The following is a 14576-nucleotide window of genomic DNA, read 5'->3' as shown; positions in this document are numbered from 1 at the left end:
GCTTTGCTCTCCTTGAGTTTCACCCCGCTCGTCCCCGTGCCGATCCTCTGGGCCGTCGGCGCGGTCGCGGCCGTGCTGGCGGTTCTCGCGGTCGTGTCCCGGGGGCCGGTCGCCCTGCTGCGGGCGCTCGCCCTCGCGCTTGTCCTCCTGGCCCTCGCCAATCCGGCTCTCGTCCAGGAGGAGCGGGAGAAGGTCAAGGACATCGTCGCGGTGGTCGTCGACCGCACCACGTCGCAGACCCTCGGTGACCGCCAGGCCATGACCGACCGAGTCCGCCAGGAGCTCGAGCGCCGCTTCGGCTCCCTCCAGGACGTGGAGCCCCGCTACATCGAAGCGACAGACGGCACGGGGGATGACGGCACGCGCCTGTTCGCGGCCCTCTCCAACGGGCTCGCGGATGTTCCGCCGGACCGGCTGGCCGGCGCCATCCTGGTGACCGACGGGGTGGTGCACGACATCCCGCCCAATGTGGAGAGCCTCGGCTTCAAGGCGCCTCTGCATGTGCTCGTGACCGGGCGTCCCGACGAGCGCGACCGGCAGATCAAGCTTCTGGAGGCGCCGCGCTTTGGGATCGTCGGCAAGGACCAGACCATCCGGGCCGTCGTGATGGAGCGGGGCGGCACCGGCTCGGCCCTCGTCACGGTCCGCCGGGACGGGCAGGAATTCGCCCGCCAGCAGGTGCGCACGGATGTTCCCTTCTCGCTCAACGTGCGCATCGAGCACGGGGGCGCGAACGTGGTCGAGCTCGAAGTCGAGGGCCTGCCCGACGAGCTGACCCAGGCCAACAACCGCGCAGTCATTCCGATCGAGGGAATCCGCGAGAAGCTGCGGGTACTCCTGGTCTCGGGCGAGCCCAATCCGGGCGAGCGGACCTGGCGCAACCTGCTCAAGTCCGACGCGAACGTGGACCTCGTGCATTTCACGATCCTGCGTCCGCCTGAGAAGCAGGACGGGACGCCGATCAACGAATTGTCCCTGATCGCCTTCCCGACTCGGGAGCTGTTCCAGCAGAAGATCAAGGAATTCGACCTCATCATCTTCGACCGCTACGCCAACCAGAGCGTCCTGCCCTCGAGCTATTTCGAGAACATCGTGCGCTACGTGCGCGAGGGCGGTGCCGTGCTGGTGGCGGCCGGGCCGGAATTCGCGGGCTTCGGCAGCCTGGCCCAGACCCGCCTCGCGCCGGTCATTCCGGGCGTGCCCGACGGGCGCATTCTCGAAGAGCCCTTCCGGGCGCGCATCACCGGAACGGGGGCGCGCCACCCGGTTACCCGGGACCTGCCCGGCTCGGAGGCGAATCCGCCTGCCTGGGGCGAGTGGCTGCGCACCATCGGTTCCCAGGTCAATATGGGCAGCACCGTCATGTCGGGCGCGGAGGACCTGCCGCTCCTCGTCCTCAACCGGGAGGAGAAGGGGCGCGTCGCCCTGCTTCTCTCCGACCATGCCTGGCTCTGGGCCCGCGGCTTCGAGGGCGGCGGCCCCCATCTCGACCTGCTGCGCCGCCTCGCCCACTGGCTCATGAAGGAGCCGGCCCTGGAGGAAGAGGCCCTGCGCGCCAGTGCGGCCGGGCGCGACATCCGCATCGAGCGCCAGACCATGAAGGACACGGCCGACCCGGTGACCCTGAAGGCTCCAAGCGGCGCGGAAAGCAGTGTCCCGCTCACGGAGACCCGGCCGGGCCTGTTCACCGCCCAGGTGACGAGCCGGGAGCTCGGGCTTCACACGGTCCGCTCGGGCGATCTCATCGCCTTTGTGAGCATCGGCCCGGCGAACCCGCGCGAGTTGGCGGACGTGTTCAGCAATACGGAGGCCCTGAGCCCCATCGCGGAGGCCACGGGCGGCTCCGTACGCCGGGTCGCGGCGGAAGGCAGCCAGGACATCACGGTGCCGCGCATTCTCTCGGTCCGTTCCGGCACACGCTTCTCCGGCGGCGACTGGATCGGCATCCGGCCGAGCGAGAGCGCGATTGTGCGGGGCGTGTCGGTCTTCCCCCTGGCGCTGGGCCTCCTCGGCCTCGCATTGCTGGTGGGTGCGACCCTTGTGGCCTGGATCGCCGAGGGCCGGCGCCGGGCCTGACGCAAGCGGCCTCAGGCGGGCAGCGCGCTCACGTTGCCCTTCGCGCGGGCCAGCGCGGCCTCGGCGAGTTCCACCGCGAGGAAACGGTCGGGATTGACCGGCCCCGGAAGCCAGAGGTGCCCGTGGGGCACGCGCTTGAAGCCGAAGCGCCGATAATAGGGCTCGTCGCCCACCAGGAGCACCAGGGTGTGGCCCTTGTCGCGTGCGGCATCGAGGGAGCGGCGCATGAGGGCAGCACCGATCCCCCGCCCCTCGAAGGCGGGCTCCACTGTAAGCGGCCCGAGCATCAGGGCTCCCTCGCTCCCCGCCTGGACCGGCGTCAGGCGGACGGAGCCGACCAGCAGGGTGCCGACCATGGCCGTGAAGGACAGATCGAGCAGGTGGGGCGCTCCCTCCCGCAGGCGGGAGGCGGTGCGTGCGAAACGGCCCGGGCCGAAGGCGCGCTCGTGCAGGCGCTCGATGGCCTCGGAATCGACGGGCTGTTCGTTGCGGATGATCAGGGAGAGCTCAGTCATGAACGGACTCGCGGAAACGGCAGGACGATACGGCGGGATGGGAACGTCAGCCGTGTCGTCGTCGCAGGATCCGGATCGGGCTCATGAGGCATGCGTCCTTGTGCCCCTGGCCCATAGCAGCGCCCGGGCCGGCACGCAAACGGTTCCGTATGGTCATCTTACCAGAGGGCCGCGACGGGCTCGCCCCGGAGGATTTCCGCAAGGCGCCGCCGGGTTGCGGCGGTGACGCCCTCGGGGAGCCGGTCGACCGGAAAGAAGCCGGTCTCGGCGATCTCCCGGTCCGGGATCTTTGGGCCTGCGACCGAGAAGTCCCGGATGGTGTAGACGAGGATGTGGTCCCGTGGCGAGGTCTGGCGGTTGAAGAACACCCCGTGCAGGTGCGGCGCCCCTGTCATGACGATGCAGCCCTCCTCGCGCAGCTCGCGCTCAAGCGCCTCGAGAACTGGCTCCCCGGTCTCGACGCCGCCGCCCGGCAGGTGCCAGCCCGGAACATAGGTGTGGCGGATGAGGAAGACCCTGTCGTCCCGGTCGATGACCGCGGCCCGTACACCGAGGGTCATGCCCCGCGAGAAACGCCAATAGGTATGGAAGGTCCGGCGCAGCAGGCGCCCGGCGAGCTTCGTTTGCAGAATACGGGGCAGTCTCATGAGGAGAGCACGGCTTAGCTTACTATTTCGTGAACGAGTTATACTTTAGCTGCATATCTGTGCCATTGTTTCAGCATGTGACATGCGCCCTGAGCAGGACTATGACAGCGCCAACAAGAAGGTGCTCCCATGTTCGTCTCCCTGATCCTCTCTCTCCTCTCCGGCTCTTCCCGCTTCTCCTGGTCCCCGGATCTCGACCTCCAGGACCACGCGATCCGCTCAGCCCTGATCCCCGGCGCCCAGTACTGAGCTTGGCGGGCTCTGCCCGACATCCGATAAACGCCCGAGGCGGACTTTGCCAGGACCTTTGCGGAGGCTTGGCGAGTCCTAGGAATCCTGTTTAGAATAATTCCAAACAGGAGATCTCCGGATGAAGGCGCTGTCGGAACTCAGCGAGCGCGAGGTGATTGCCCTCGCGATCGCCAGCGAGGAAGAAGATTCCCGCATCTATCAGGCGTTCGCCGACCGGCTGCGCACCGATTTTCCTTCCTCGGCCGAGATCTTCGACGACATGGCCGACGAAGAGCGCCAGCACCGCAATTCCCTCTACGATTTCTATCGCACCCGCTTCGGCGAGCACCTGCCGCCGATCCGCCGGGAGGACGTGCGCGGCTTCCTGAAGCGCCGCGCCGTCTGGTGGAATCCGGGCCTCGACCTGGACAAGATGCGCCGCGAGGCGGAGGTGATGGAGCTCCAGGCGGCGAATTTCTACGAGAAGGCCGCCCAGCAGACCCTCGACGTGAATGTCCGCGCCCTGTTCACCAAGCTCGCCGAGGTGGAACGCGGGCACGAGCGCAAGGCCAGCGAGCTTCATGCCGCCCATCTCACGGAAAACGCGGAGGCCGCCGAGCGGGAGGCGCAGCGGCGCCTCGTGGTCCTGCAATACGTTCAGCCGGGCCTCGCGGGCCTCATCGACGGTTCCGTCTCGACCCTCGCGCCCCTCTTCGCGGCCGCCTTCGCGACCGGCAACAACTGGGAGACCTTCCTGGTGGGCCTCGCGGCCTCCGTGGGCGCCGGCATCAGCATGGGCCTGACCGAGGCGCTCTCGGACGACGGCCAGATTACGGGCCGCGGCTCGCCCTGGCTGCGCGGCCTCATCTGCGGATTGATGACCGCCGTAGGCGGGCTCGGCCACACCCTGCCCTATCTGGTGCCGGATTCCTGGCCCAACGCCTTCATGTTCGCGACGACGGTCGCGGCCCTCGTGGTCGCCGTGGAGCTCATCGTCATTTCGTGGATCCGCACACGCTACATGGACACGCCGTTCCTGCGCGCAGCCTTCCAGGTCATCGTCGGCGGCGTCCTGGTGCTGCTCGCCGGCATCTTCATCGGCAGCGCCTGAGGCCTCGGGAGAGACCTTTGAGGCCGATTGGCGAGCGGCGTTCGAAACCGTAAGGTCCTGCCATGTTCCGTCTCGCCCATCTGACCGACCCCCATGTGGGGCCGCTCCCCCGTCCCCAGCTCCGGCAGCTGCTGAGCAAGAGGCTCACCGGCTGGTACAACTGGCATCGCAGCCGCGCAGGCGCCCACGACATGGAGCTCCTGGGCGCCCTGGTGGCCGACATCCGCGCCCAGGCCCCGAACCACATCGCCTGCACGGGTGATACCTGCAATATCGGCCTGCCGAGCGAATGGGCGACGTCGCGCATCTTCCTGGAAAGCCTCGGCTCGCCCCAGTTCGTGAGCTTCGTGCCGGGCAACCACGACGCCTATGTGATGGGCGCCCTCGAAGGGCTTCTCCGGGAAGTGGCTCCCTGGACCCGCGGCGACGACGGACGGGAGGGCGTGTTCCCGTTCCTGCGCCGCTACGGACCAGTGGCGCTGGTCGGCCTGTCCTCAGCCATTCCGACCCTGCCCTTCGTGGCGAGCGGGCGCGTCGGCTCGAAGCAGATGAAGGCCGCAGAACAGGTGCTTGGAAAGCTGGGAGAGGATCCGTCCTGCTTCCGCATCGTCCTGATCCACCATCCACCCCACCGCGGCGGCGCATCGCCCGGCCGAAACCTGACCGATGCGGCCGCCTTCGAGGCCATGATCGGGCGCGTGGGCGCGGAACTCGTGCTGCACGGGCACAACCATGTGGGATCGCTGGCGCATCTCCCTAGCCCTCGGGGCCCGGTCCCGGTCATCGGTGCGCCCTCCGCTTCGGCCCGCAGCGGCACGCTGACTCACAAAGCCGGCTACCACCTCTTCACGATCGATCGGGACGAGACCGGCTTCCTTCTCACGGCGGAATTGCGTGGCCTGAAGCCGGACGGCAGCATCGGCGGCATGGGCATGCTGTCCCTCGGCCAGATCCGGCAGCCGGGTCGCGTGCGCTGAAGGAAAGGCGGACAGCGCTCAAACGGGCTGTGCGGCTCTCGGCGAACCGGTCCGCGCCCGCACGAAATTCGTAACCGGCCGTTCGAAGAAACGGTGCACCAGCAGGCTCACCGCCAATGTCGCGGCAAGCGCCAGGATGATGAAGCTCCAGGGGCCGAGCGCCGCATCGATCCGGGTCCGGGCCAGGAGGACACCCATCCCGCGGATCACGAAGGGATGGACGAGATAGATGGCGTAGGAGGCATCGCCGGTCATCTCGCCGAACCGGGTGAGAAGGCTCGGCTTCCGGTCCGTCGCGGTCAGGGATGCGGCCGCCACCAGGAACGCCGCCGGGACGCCCCAGGCCAGGGGCCGCATCTCGTTGAGGTTGCTGCGAAGGCCGATGAAGTTCATGGCCAGAAGCCCGAGGGCCGCCGCCACAAGAGCCCAGCGCAGCCCCCTGCCGAGCCTGACGCCCTTTGCGTGCAGCAGGCCGAGGCCAAGGCCGAAGGCGAATTCGAGCAGGATCGGGTCCGTCCAGAACCCCAGGGGCTGAGGTAGATCGAAAAGGCGCCCGACAAGGACGAGCAGCGCCAGCCCTGCGGCGAGCAGGCCCACGGCCCGTCCACGCGGCCAAGCGAGCACGCCGGCGAAGAGCAGGTAGAAGAACATCTCGTAATTGAGTGTCCAGCCCAGGGAATAGAGTGGCTGGACAGTCTCGTCCGGGCGCTCGAACGGAATGAACAGGTAGGAGGCCAGCACCTGCCAGGCGGCGATGTTCTCGCTGTTGAGCAAAGCCGGCGCGACGAGCGCGACGGCGAGATAAAGGGTCGTAACGGCCCAGTAGAGCGGGACGATGCGCAGCAGGCGCCGGACCAGGAACGTGCCCCGGACCCCGTCCCGGCCGAAAAGCGGGCGCGACGCATAGACCATGATGAAGCCGGAGATCACGAAGAAGACGTCGACCCCGGCCATCCACGGAAACCCATCGAGATTCGGGAAGCTCCATCCCGTGCGCGCGGCCAGCCCCACCGCATCGTGCTGCGCGTGGAGGAAGGCGACCGACAGGGCCGCGAGGGCCCTCAGGACCTGGATGTGGACGAGCTTCGACACGATGATCTCGGAACCGGACGTGCGCTCATATCCTATCGAGGCGGCCGCCGCACCCCCGTTGTCCGGCCCGAAGCAAATTCCGGCACGATGGCCGCAAGCTTCACAGTATTGGGAAGAAATGGCCAGGATTGAGAAACGGGGCCGGAACCCCATGGACACTACATCGTTGTCCGACTGCAGCAGCCACCAGTAATTTTCTGCAGGCCGACAGGTCTTGCAAGGGTGTTCTGCGTTCCCAATCAGGAGCTCAGCTTATGAAGAAATACGTTGTTCTTGCAGCTTTGCTGACGACTGCCTCCGCGCCTGCCTTCGCGCAGTCGATGGACGGCCGTACCTTCCGCGCCATGGCGACCCAGGCCGATGCCTTCGAGATCGCCGCGAGCCGGCTGGCTCTTGAGCGCTCCCGCAATCCGCGGGTCCGCACCTTCGCCCAGAACATGATCACCGACCATGGCCAGACGAGCCAGGCCCTCAACGGCGGCCAGGCGGTCTATTCGGCCAGCGGCGAATGGCTGGGCGGGACGGTTGGCGGCACCCTGGCGGGTGCTGGCATCGGCGCCCTGGTCGGCGGACCGGTGGGCGCCGCGGTCGGTGCCGGTGTCGGCGCCACGACCGGCGCGGTTGCGTCCGCCCCGAGCGGCGGGACGGGAGCCGGTGCGGTCAGTGGCGGCCTGGCAGGTGCCGGTGTCGGCGCGCTGGTCGGCGGCCCGGTGGGCGCCGCCGTGGGCGCAGGTGTCGGCGCGACGACCGGTGGGGCAGCAGGCCGTGCGGCGGATATCCAGGCGACCGGCTCGGTCGCGGCGGCTCCGATCCGCCTGCCGGTCCAGCTCGATGCCGAAAAGACCCAGATGCTGAACCAGCTCGCGTCCACCACGGGTCCGCAATTCGACCGTCTCTATGGCCGCTATCAGCGCGCCGCTCACCAGGAGACCCTCGCGCTCTACGAGCAATATGCCCAGACCGGCACGGATCCGGCGCTCGTGACCTATGCGCGCTCGGTCATCCCCCACCTGGAGCATCACCTGACCAACGCGCGTCGCCTGCCGGGCGCACGCTGAGCGGAAATCCGGTTCTGAGTTGAGCGGCGGGCCCCTGGCGGCCCGCCGTTTTCATGCGGCGCGCAGAAAGGCCTCGACGGCCTGCCGCGTTGGCATGGGACCGACCGCCCCCTGGCCCAGGGTCGAGAGGGCAGCCGCCGCGTTGGCATAGGAAGCGGCCTTGAAGGCATCGCCATGCACGAGCCACTCGGCCAGAAAGGCTCCGTCGAATGTGTCTCCGGCTCCTGTCGCATCCACGGCCGCGACGGGACGGGCCGGAATGACCTCGCGGCACTCCGGCGTCGCCACCATGGTCCCGACTTTCCCCATGGTCAGGGCGACGATCCGGCAACCGAGCGCGAGATAGAAGTCGCAGACCTCCTCCGGCCGGTCGAGCCCCGTCAGCTGGCGTGCATCGTCGAGACCCGGCAGCGCAATATCCGAGAGCGCCACGGCCCCATGAATCACGGCCCTCGCCCGGTCGAGAGGCCAGAGGCGCAGGCGCAGGTTGGTGTCGTAGCTGACGACGGTCCCATTCGCCTTCGCATGCCGGATGGCCGCGAAGACCGCATCGGCGCAGTCGGATGAAATCGCCTGGCTGATGCCTGACGCATGGAGGACGCGGGCGGCCGCGATCTGCTCCAGCGGCAATTCCCCTTCATGGACGAGGCTTGCGGCCGATCCGGCGCGCGCATAGGAGAAAACGTGCCCCTCCTCGCCATAGCTGATGAAGTAGACCCCCGTCCTGCCATCCTGGCGCACCAAGACGGAGGAGCGGTCGATGCCCTCCAGGTCCCACAGGGCGAGAAAATCCCGTCCGAACGCGTCGTCGCCCAGAGCCGTGAAGATGGCGGCCTTTGCGCCCTGGCGCGCGGCCGCCACCGCCGCGTTGGACACGTCCCCGCCGAAACCCGGCAGGTAGAGGCGCTCCTCTCCGCGTCGCACTTCGGCGAATTCCATCAGCGGCTCGCCGATGGCCAGGATGTCGATGGTCTTCATGGGCTTTCCGTCGGTCTCGCGATGGCAGGAGCGGCCGGGTCTCCGAGATCGAGGACCTTGCCGGGATTGAGCAGGTTGTGAGGATCCAGGGTGCGCTTGAGCGCGCGCATGAGGTCGAGGCCCACGGGATCCTTGTAGAGCGGAAGCTCATCGCGCTTCACGAGCCCGACCCCATGTTCCGCCGCGATAGACCCGTCCATGGCATGGACGATGTCGTGAACGATCCGGTTGAACCGCTCCCACTCGGCCAGGAAAGCGCCCTTGTCCATGCCGACCGGCTGGGACAGGTTGAAGTGGATGTTCCCGTCGCCGAAATGGCCGAAGGCGCAGACGCGGATCCCCGGCATGGCGGCCTCGCAGGCCCTGGACGCCGTCTCGATGAACTCGGCCACCCGGGACACCGGCACGGCGATGTCGTGCTTGATGGAGCCGCCTTCGAGCCTCTGCACCTCGGAGAGGCTCTCCCGCAGATGCCACAGGGCAAGGCTTTGGGCCTCGCTCGCGCCGAGCGTCGCATCCTCCACGAGGCCGTCTTCCAAGGCCTGGCCGAGGATCGCCTCGAGCCGTCCCTGCAGGTCCGCATCTCTTTGCGGCGAGGACAGCTCGATCAGCGCATAGGAGGCGTGCCGTCCGCTCAAGGGCCGCACGGCGCCGGGACGATGGCGAAGCACGATCTCGAGCCCGAAATCGGGGATGTATTCGAACGCCGTGAGCTGGTCGCCCGCCGCTTCCCGCAGCCGATTGAAGAGTTCGAGCGCCTGCCCGGGCGAGGCGCAGCCCACGAAGGCCGTGACCCGGACCTGCGGCTTCGGGAAGAGCTTCAGGACGGCGGCCGTGATGATGCCGAGCGTTCCTTCTGAGCCGATGAACAGGTCCTTCAGGTCGTAGCCTGTATTGTCCTTGCGCAGCCCTTTCAGCCCGTTCCAGATGCGCCCGTCCGCCAGCACCACCTCCAGGCCGAGGGTCAGCTCCCGGGTATTGCCGTAGCGTAGCACCGCGGTGCCGCCCGCATTGGTCGCGAGATTGCCGCCGATCCGGCAGGAGCCTTCCGAGGCGAGCGACAGGGGGAAGAGGTGGCCGGCCGCATCGGCCGCATCCTGCACGGCCTTCAGGATGCATCCGGCCTCCACCGTGATGGTGGCGTTGACCGGGTCGAGATGGCGGATCCGGTCGAGGCGGGCCAGGGACAGGACGATCCCTCCCTGTGGGACCCCGCCGCCGACAAGGCCCGTATTGCCGCCCTGGGGTACCACCGGAACGCCGGCCCGGGCGCATTCCTGCATCGTGAACGCGACCTCGTCCTGGTCCTTCGGGCGGACCAGGGCCAGGGCCTGTCCGCGATAGAGCCCTCGCGTCTCGACCAAAGCCGGTTCGAGATCGGCCGCCTCGGTCAGGACCGCGGCGGCGCCGAGCCGTTCCGTCAAGGTATCGATGAGAGTCCTGTGCGCGGATGCTGCGATGGCCATTCCTGCTCCATGGGTGGCGCATAGTCATTGCGTCTTGTGGCGTCGAGGGCAAGGTGGAGGTAAGGAAACAACCGGCCTCTCCCACAGGAAGGCCGCAGCCGATCCCGTCCCACCCTTTGCCGGACCTCCCATGGCCTATGTGATTCCTGCCCCGACCGTCCCTGCCCTTCCGATTGCGGATTCGAGCGACCTCTTCCCCGTGCGCCGGGTCTATTGCGTCGGTCGCAACTATGCGGCCCATGCCCGCGAGATGGGCGGCGACCCGACCCGCGAGCCGCCCTTCTTCTTCATGAAGCCCGCCGATGCGCTCCAGCCTGTCCCGGGCGGCACTGTCGTGGACCATCCCTATCCGCCCAAGACCGCGAACTATCATTTCGAGATCGAGATGGTGGTGGCCCTCGCTAAAGGCGGCCGCGACATCCCGGTGGAGAAGGCCCTCGACCATGTCTACGGCTATGCGGTCGGCCTCGACATGACCCGCCGGGACCTCCAGGACGAGGCCAAGCAGCTCCGCCGCCCCTGGGAGCTCGGCAAGGCAGCCGACCTGTCCGGGCCCGTCGGCCCCCTCGTCCCGGCCTCCCGGGCCGGCCATCCGGCAAAAGGCACGATCTCCCTCGCGGTCGACGGAACGGTGAAGCAGAAGGCGGACCTCTCCGACATGATCTGGTCGGTCGCCGAGCAGATCGCCTATCTCTCAGCCTATTTCGAGCTCGCGCCCGGCGACGTCATCTTCTCCGGCACCCCGGACGGGGTCGGAGCGGTGACGAAAGGTCAGACCCTGACCGGTGCCATCGAGGGCCTGGGCGAGATCCGGCTCAAGGTGGTCTGACCGGCCGAGCGCCCTGCCGCGATGCTACGAGAAGGTGTCTTGCCTTTTTGATGCGTTTGGCCGTTACTCCGTGACGGTTGCGGTCCCGGATCGCAAGAAGCAAGGCTCGTTTCAATCCGAGCCATAGAATCAAGGGAACACAAATGAAGGTCTTGAAGACAGTCAGCCTGGCCATCCTCGGCACCGCCCTTGCGGTGAGCGGCACAGCCGCGCAGGAGAAGACCGTGAAGATCGCCACCGAGGGCGCCTACGCCCCGTGGAACTTCACCGGCGCCGGCGGCAAGCTCGAAGGGTTCGAGGTCGATCTCGCCAACGACCTGTGCGCGCGCATGAAGGTGAAGTGCGAAATCGTGGCCCAGGATTGGGATGGCATCATTCCGGCGCTGAACGCCAAGAAGTACGACGCCATCATGGCGGGCATGAGCATCACCGACGAGCGCCAGAAGGTGATCGATTTCGCCGGCCCCTACGCGGCGGGCCCGAACGGCTTCCTGGTGGAGAAGTCCTCTCCGCTGGCCAAGATGCCCGGCACCGGCCAGGCTTATAATCTCGCCACGCAGAAGGAAGCGGCCGAGAAGGCGATCGACGCCGTGAAGCCGGTCATCAAGGGCAAGACCATCGGCGTCCAGGGCTCGACCATTCATGCGAACTTCGCCGACAAGTACCTCAAGGGCACGGCTGAAATCCGCGAATACAAGACCACCGAGGCCCACGATCTCGACCTCGCGGCTGGCCGTATCGATGCGGTTCTGGCCGATGCGACGGCGATCCTGGGTACTCTCGAGAAGCCCGAATTCAAGGATTACGTTCTCGTCGGCCCGTCCATCTCCGGCGGCATTCTCGGCGCGGGCGTCGGCGTCGGCCTGCGCAAGGGCGACGACGAGCTGAAGAAGTCCTTCAACGATGCGATCCAGAGCGCCGTAAAGGACGGCACCGTGAAGAAGCTCTCCGAGAAGTGGTTCAAGATCGACATCTCGCCGAAGGGCTGATCCTGGCTCATTCGATCAAAGGCGCGGCTCCGGCCGCGCCTTTTTTGTATATTCCGGCCCCAACTGCGACCGAAATCACCATTCGGGGGAGCCAATTCAGCAGGATTGGGACTTGCGCTGGCTTCGCTTTTGAATGTTAGCTTTTACGCAACGGCGAAGGCCGGGACCCGGGTTTCGGCCGTAACGGCCGGAGTTCTACCGGCACTAACGATAAGGGAACGACGATGAAAATGTTCAAGGGACTAGGCCTCGGCCTCCTGGCCGCCATGCTTGCGGTGGGCGGCGCGACTGCTCAGGAGAAGACCGTGAAGATCGCCACCGAGGGCGCCTACGCCCCGTGGAACTTCACCGGCGCCGGCGGCAAGCTCGAAGGGTTCGAAATCGACCTCGCCAACGACCTGTGCGCGCGCATGAAGGTGAAGTGCGAGATCGTGGCCCAGGATTGGGATGGCATCATCCCGGCGCTGAACGCCAAGAAATACGACGCCATCATGGCCGGCATGAACATCACCGACAAGCGGCTCGAGGTGATCGACTTCACCCGCCCCTATGCGTCGGGCCTCCACGGCTTCGCCACCATGAAGGATTCGCCCCTCGCCAAGCTGGAAGGCACGGGCGGACGGCTGAATCTCGACAAGGACCCGCAGGGCGCCCAGAAGGTGATCGATGCCTGGAAGCCCGTGCTGAAAGGCAAGACGGTCGGCGTGCAGGGCTCGACCGTGAATTCCCAGTTCCTCGAGAAGTACCTCAAGGACGTGATCGAGATCCGCGAGTACAAGACCACCGAGCAGCATGACCTCGACCTGTCGGCCGGCCGCGTGGACGCGATCTTCGCAGCGCAGTCCTCCATGAAGGCGACCATCGACCAGCCCGAGTTCAAGGACATGACCATGGTCGGCGCGGGCGTGTCCGGCGGCGTCCTGGGACGCGGCGTGGCCGTCGGTCTGCGCAAGGGCGACGCGGAGCTGAAGAAGAACTTCGACGACGCGATCCAGGCCGCCATCGCGGACGGCACGGTCAAGAAGCTGACCGAGAAGTGGTTCAAGGTCGACATGACGCCGCAATCCTGAGCGCGTCGCACGATCATCGTCTCGAACGGCGTCACCCCGCAGGCGGGGTGACGCAAAACAGGAACAGTTCAGCGTGCAGCAATTGAGCTATTTCGAGCTCGTCGGCTTCGGCCCGAACGGGTGGGGATGGGCGCTCCTGACGGCGACGGCAATGACGCTGGCCGTGGCGCTCTGCGGATTTCTCGTGGGTTCCGTGGTCGGCACCCTGGTGGCCTGGGCCAAGCTCTCGCGCAATATCGCGGCCCGGTGGCTCGCGGACGGATACACCACCGTCCTGCGCGGCATCCCGGATCTTCTCGTCATTTATCTCTTTTATTTCGGCGGCAGCGCGGCGCTCAGCGCCATCGGCAGCCTGTTCGGGGCGGAGGGCTTCATCGGCGTGCCCGCCTTCGTGACCGGCGCGCTGGCCATCGGCATCGTGTCCGGCGCCTATCAGGCCGAGGTGTTCCGGGGCGCCTATCAGGTGGTCTCCCGCGGCGAGATTGAGGCGGCCCGCTCCGTCGGCATGCACCGCTGGCTGATGTTCCGCCGCATCATCGCGCCCCAGGTGCTGCGCTATGCCATTCCGGGCCTCGGCAATACCTGGCAGCTGGTTCTGAAGGAATCCGCACTCATCTCCGTCACGGGTCTCGTGGAGCTGCTGCGCCAGTCGCATATCGCGGCCGGCTCCACCCGCCGGCCCTTCGACTTCTATCTCACGGCGGGCGTGCTCTACCTCGCGATCACCTGGGTCTCCACCTACCTGTTCCAGCGCGCAGAGACTCATTCGATGCGCGGCATGAGGAGGGCATCCTGATGGATCTCGCCTTCATGTGGAGCACGTTCCTGCAGCTCCTGTCCGGCGTGCCGCTGACCCTCAACCTCTCCTTCACGTCCGTAGCATTCGGCGCGGTCTTCGCCATGATCCTGGCGCTGATGCGCATGTCGGGCGTCCGCGTGCTCGACCTCATCGCGCGGGGATACGTGTTCGTGTTCCGCGGTACTCCGCTCCTGGTGCAGATCTTCCTGATCTATTACGGCCTCGGCCAGTTCCGCCCGACACTCCAGGAATGGGGCCTGTGGGGCTTCTTCCGCGAGCCCTACTGGTGCGCGGTGCTCGCCCTGACGCTCAACACCGCGGCCTATGCGAGCGAGATCATCCGCGGCGGACTGCAGGCTGTCCCGCACCAGCAGGTTGAGGCGGCCCGCGCCTGCGGCATGTCCGGCTTCCTGCTGTTCCGCCGCATCGTGTTTCCCATCGCGGTCCGTCAGGCTCTGCCCGCCTATGGCAGCGAAATCATCCTCATGGTGAAGGCAACCTCGCTCGCCTCGATCATCACCATGATGGAGGTGACGGGCCTGGCCGCGAAGCTCATCTCGCAGACCTTCCGGGCCATCGAGATCTTCGTCGTCGCCGGTGCGATCTACCTGATCCTCAACTTCATCATTACCCGCATCATCATGGCCATCGAATGGTGGCTGTCTCCTCACCTGCGCCGCCCGCCCTCCGTGGAGCCGAAGCTGGAGGCCGCTCATGTCTGAGGCCGCGATCCCGAGT

14 protein-coding genes are annotated in these 14576 nt (G+C 67.0%); 9 read left to right on the top strand and 5 right to left on the bottom strand.

Translation table 11 applies throughout. The features are described 5' to 3' along the window. Window positions 1-3: 3 nt before the first annotated feature. A complete protein-coding gene (locus C4E04_RS05020; protein WP_109595527.1) occupies window positions 4-2076 on the top strand; it encodes a hypothetical protein in 2073 nt (690 codons plus the stop codon). 11 nt (window positions 2077-2087) lie between these two features. Here the strand turns inward: C4E04_RS05020 and C4E04_RS05015 are convergent, their stop codons facing one another. Both C4E04_RS05015 and C4E04_RS05010 read right to left on the bottom strand, forming a co-directional pair. Next, window positions 2088-2591, bottom strand: a complete 504-nt coding sequence (locus C4E04_RS05015; protein WP_109595525.1) for a GNAT family N-acetyltransferase — start codon at window positions 2589-2591, stop codon at window positions 2088-2090. Window positions 2592-2749: 158 nt separating this feature from the next. Next, window positions 2750-3238: an NUDIX domain-containing protein gene (locus tag C4E04_RS05010; protein ID WP_109595523.1), complete on the bottom strand. Its 489-nt coding sequence runs from the start codon at window positions 3236-3238 to the stop codon at window positions 2750-2752. Between the two features lie 370 nt (window positions 3239-3608). Here C4E04_RS05010 and mbfA point away from each other — a divergent pair, with 370 nt between their 5' ends. Together mbfA and C4E04_RS05000 are read left to right on the top strand one after the other, a co-directional pair. Further along, window positions 3609-4580: an iron exporter MbfA gene (mbfA, locus tag C4E04_RS05005; protein WP_109595521.1), complete on the top strand. Its 972-nt coding sequence runs from the start codon at window positions 3609-3611 to the stop codon at window positions 4578-4580. A 62-nt stretch (window positions 4581-4642) separates the two neighbouring features. After that, window positions 4643-5557 (top strand): metallophosphoesterase, encoded by a 915-nt coding sequence (locus C4E04_RS05000; protein ID WP_109595519.1) that lies wholly within the window; start codon window positions 4643-4645, stop codon window positions 5555-5557. Window positions 5558-5575: 18 nt separating this feature from the next. Here C4E04_RS05000 and C4E04_RS04995 read toward each other — a convergent pair whose 3' ends face one another. Continuing rightward, window positions 5576-6649, bottom strand: a complete 1074-nt coding sequence (locus C4E04_RS04995) for an acyltransferase (protein ID WP_245416239.1) — start codon at window positions 6647-6649, stop codon at window positions 5576-5578. Window positions 6650-6903: 254 nt separating this feature from the next. Between C4E04_RS04995 and C4E04_RS04990 the strand changes: the two genes are divergently transcribed. Next, on the top strand, window positions 6904-7707 hold the full coding sequence (locus C4E04_RS04990; protein WP_109595518.1) for a DUF4142 domain-containing protein: 804 nt from the start codon (window positions 6904-6906) through the stop codon (window positions 7705-7707). Between the two features lie 51 nt (window positions 7708-7758). Here C4E04_RS04990 and C4E04_RS04985 read toward each other — a convergent pair whose 3' ends face one another. After that, a complete protein-coding gene (locus tag C4E04_RS04985) occupies window positions 7759-8685 on the bottom strand; it encodes a sugar kinase (protein ID WP_109595516.1) in 927 nt (308 codons plus the stop codon). Then, on the bottom strand, window positions 8682-10151 hold the full coding sequence (locus tag C4E04_RS04980) for an FAD-binding oxidoreductase (protein WP_109595514.1): 1470 nt from the start codon (window positions 10149-10151) through the stop codon (window positions 8682-8684). Before C4E04_RS04980 ends, C4E04_RS04985 begins: the two co-directional genes overlap by 4 nt. Window positions 10152-10281: 130 nt before the next feature. Here C4E04_RS04980 and C4E04_RS04975 point away from each other — a divergent pair, with 130 nt between their 5' ends. From C4E04_RS04975 to C4E04_RS04955, 5 genes are all read left to right on the top strand, one after another. Beyond that, window positions 10282-10980 (top strand): fumarylacetoacetate hydrolase family protein, encoded by a 699-nt coding sequence (locus C4E04_RS04975; RefSeq protein ID WP_109595512.1) that lies wholly within the window; start codon window positions 10282-10284, stop codon window positions 10978-10980. A 143-nt stretch (window positions 10981-11123) separates the two neighbouring features. Beyond that, window positions 11124-11969, top strand: a complete 846-nt coding sequence (locus tag C4E04_RS04970; protein WP_109595510.1) for a transporter substrate-binding domain-containing protein — start codon at window positions 11124-11126, stop codon at window positions 11967-11969. A gap of 224 nt (window positions 11970-12193) precedes the next feature. Further along, window positions 12194-13039, top strand: a complete 846-nt coding sequence (locus tag C4E04_RS04965) for a lysine/arginine/ornithine ABC transporter substrate-binding protein (protein ID WP_109595508.1) — start codon at window positions 12194-12196, stop codon at window positions 13037-13039. A 73-nt stretch (window positions 13040-13112) separates the two neighbouring features. Continuing rightward, the gene (locus tag C4E04_RS04960) at window positions 13113-13835 is read left to right on the top strand and encodes an ABC transporter permease (protein ID WP_109595506.1); all 723 of its coding nucleotides are present in this window, start codon (window positions 13113-13115) and stop codon (window positions 13833-13835) included. Beyond that, window positions 13835-14560, top strand: a complete 726-nt coding sequence (locus tag C4E04_RS04955) for an ABC transporter permease (protein ID WP_109595504.1) — start codon at window positions 13835-13837, stop codon at window positions 14558-14560. The genes C4E04_RS04960 and C4E04_RS04955 overlap by 1 nt, the downstream gene beginning before the upstream one ends. The last annotated feature ends 16 nt before the right edge of the window (window positions 14561-14576 follow it).

It is taken from the genome of Microvirga sp. 17 mud 1-3 (assembly GCF_003151255.1).
Taxonomy (GTDB): Bacteria; Pseudomonadota; Alphaproteobacteria; order Rhizobiales; family Beijerinckiaceae; genus Microvirga.
The sequence above is the reverse complement of the archived record's forward strand: the minus strand, read 5'-3'. Positions and strand labels throughout refer to the sequence as shown.

Coding starts and splice junctions, on each gene's coding strand:
- C4E04_RS05015 (WP_109595525.1), bottom strand. CDS start 2,591: ATGACTGAGCTCTCCCTGATCATCCGCAACGAACAGCCCGTCGATTCC.
- C4E04_RS05010 (WP_109595523.1), bottom strand. CDS start 3,238: ATGAGACTGCCCCGTATTCTGCAAACGAAGCTCGCCGGGCGCCTGCTG.
- mbfA (WP_109595521.1), top strand. CDS start 3,609: ATGAAGGCGCTGTCGGAACTCAGCGAGCGCGAGGTGATTGCCCTCGCG.
- C4E04_RS05000 (WP_109595519.1), top strand. CDS start 4,643: ATGTTCCGTCTCGCCCATCTGACCGACCCCCATGTGGGGCCGCTCCCC.
- C4E04_RS04990 (WP_109595518.1), top strand. CDS start 6,904: ATGAAGAAATACGTTGTTCTTGCAGCTTTGCTGACGACTGCCTCCGCG.
- C4E04_RS04985 (WP_109595516.1), bottom strand. CDS start 8,685: ATGAAGACCATCGACATCCTGGCCATCGGCGAGCCGCTGATGGAATTC.
- C4E04_RS04980 (WP_109595514.1), bottom strand. CDS start 10,151: ATGGCCATCGCAGCATCCGCGCACAGGACTCTCATCGATACCTTGACG.
- C4E04_RS04975 (WP_109595512.1), top strand. CDS start 10,282: ATGGCCTATGTGATTCCTGCCCCGACCGTCCCTGCCCTTCCGATTGCG.
- C4E04_RS04970 (WP_109595510.1), top strand. CDS start 11,124: ATGAAGGTCTTGAAGACAGTCAGCCTGGCCATCCTCGGCACCGCCCTT.
- C4E04_RS04965 (WP_109595508.1), top strand. CDS start 12,194: ATGAAAATGTTCAAGGGACTAGGCCTCGGCCTCCTGGCCGCCATGCTT.
- C4E04_RS04955 (WP_109595504.1), top strand. CDS start 13,835: ATGGATCTCGCCTTCATGTGGAGCACGTTCCTGCAGCTCCTGTCCGGC.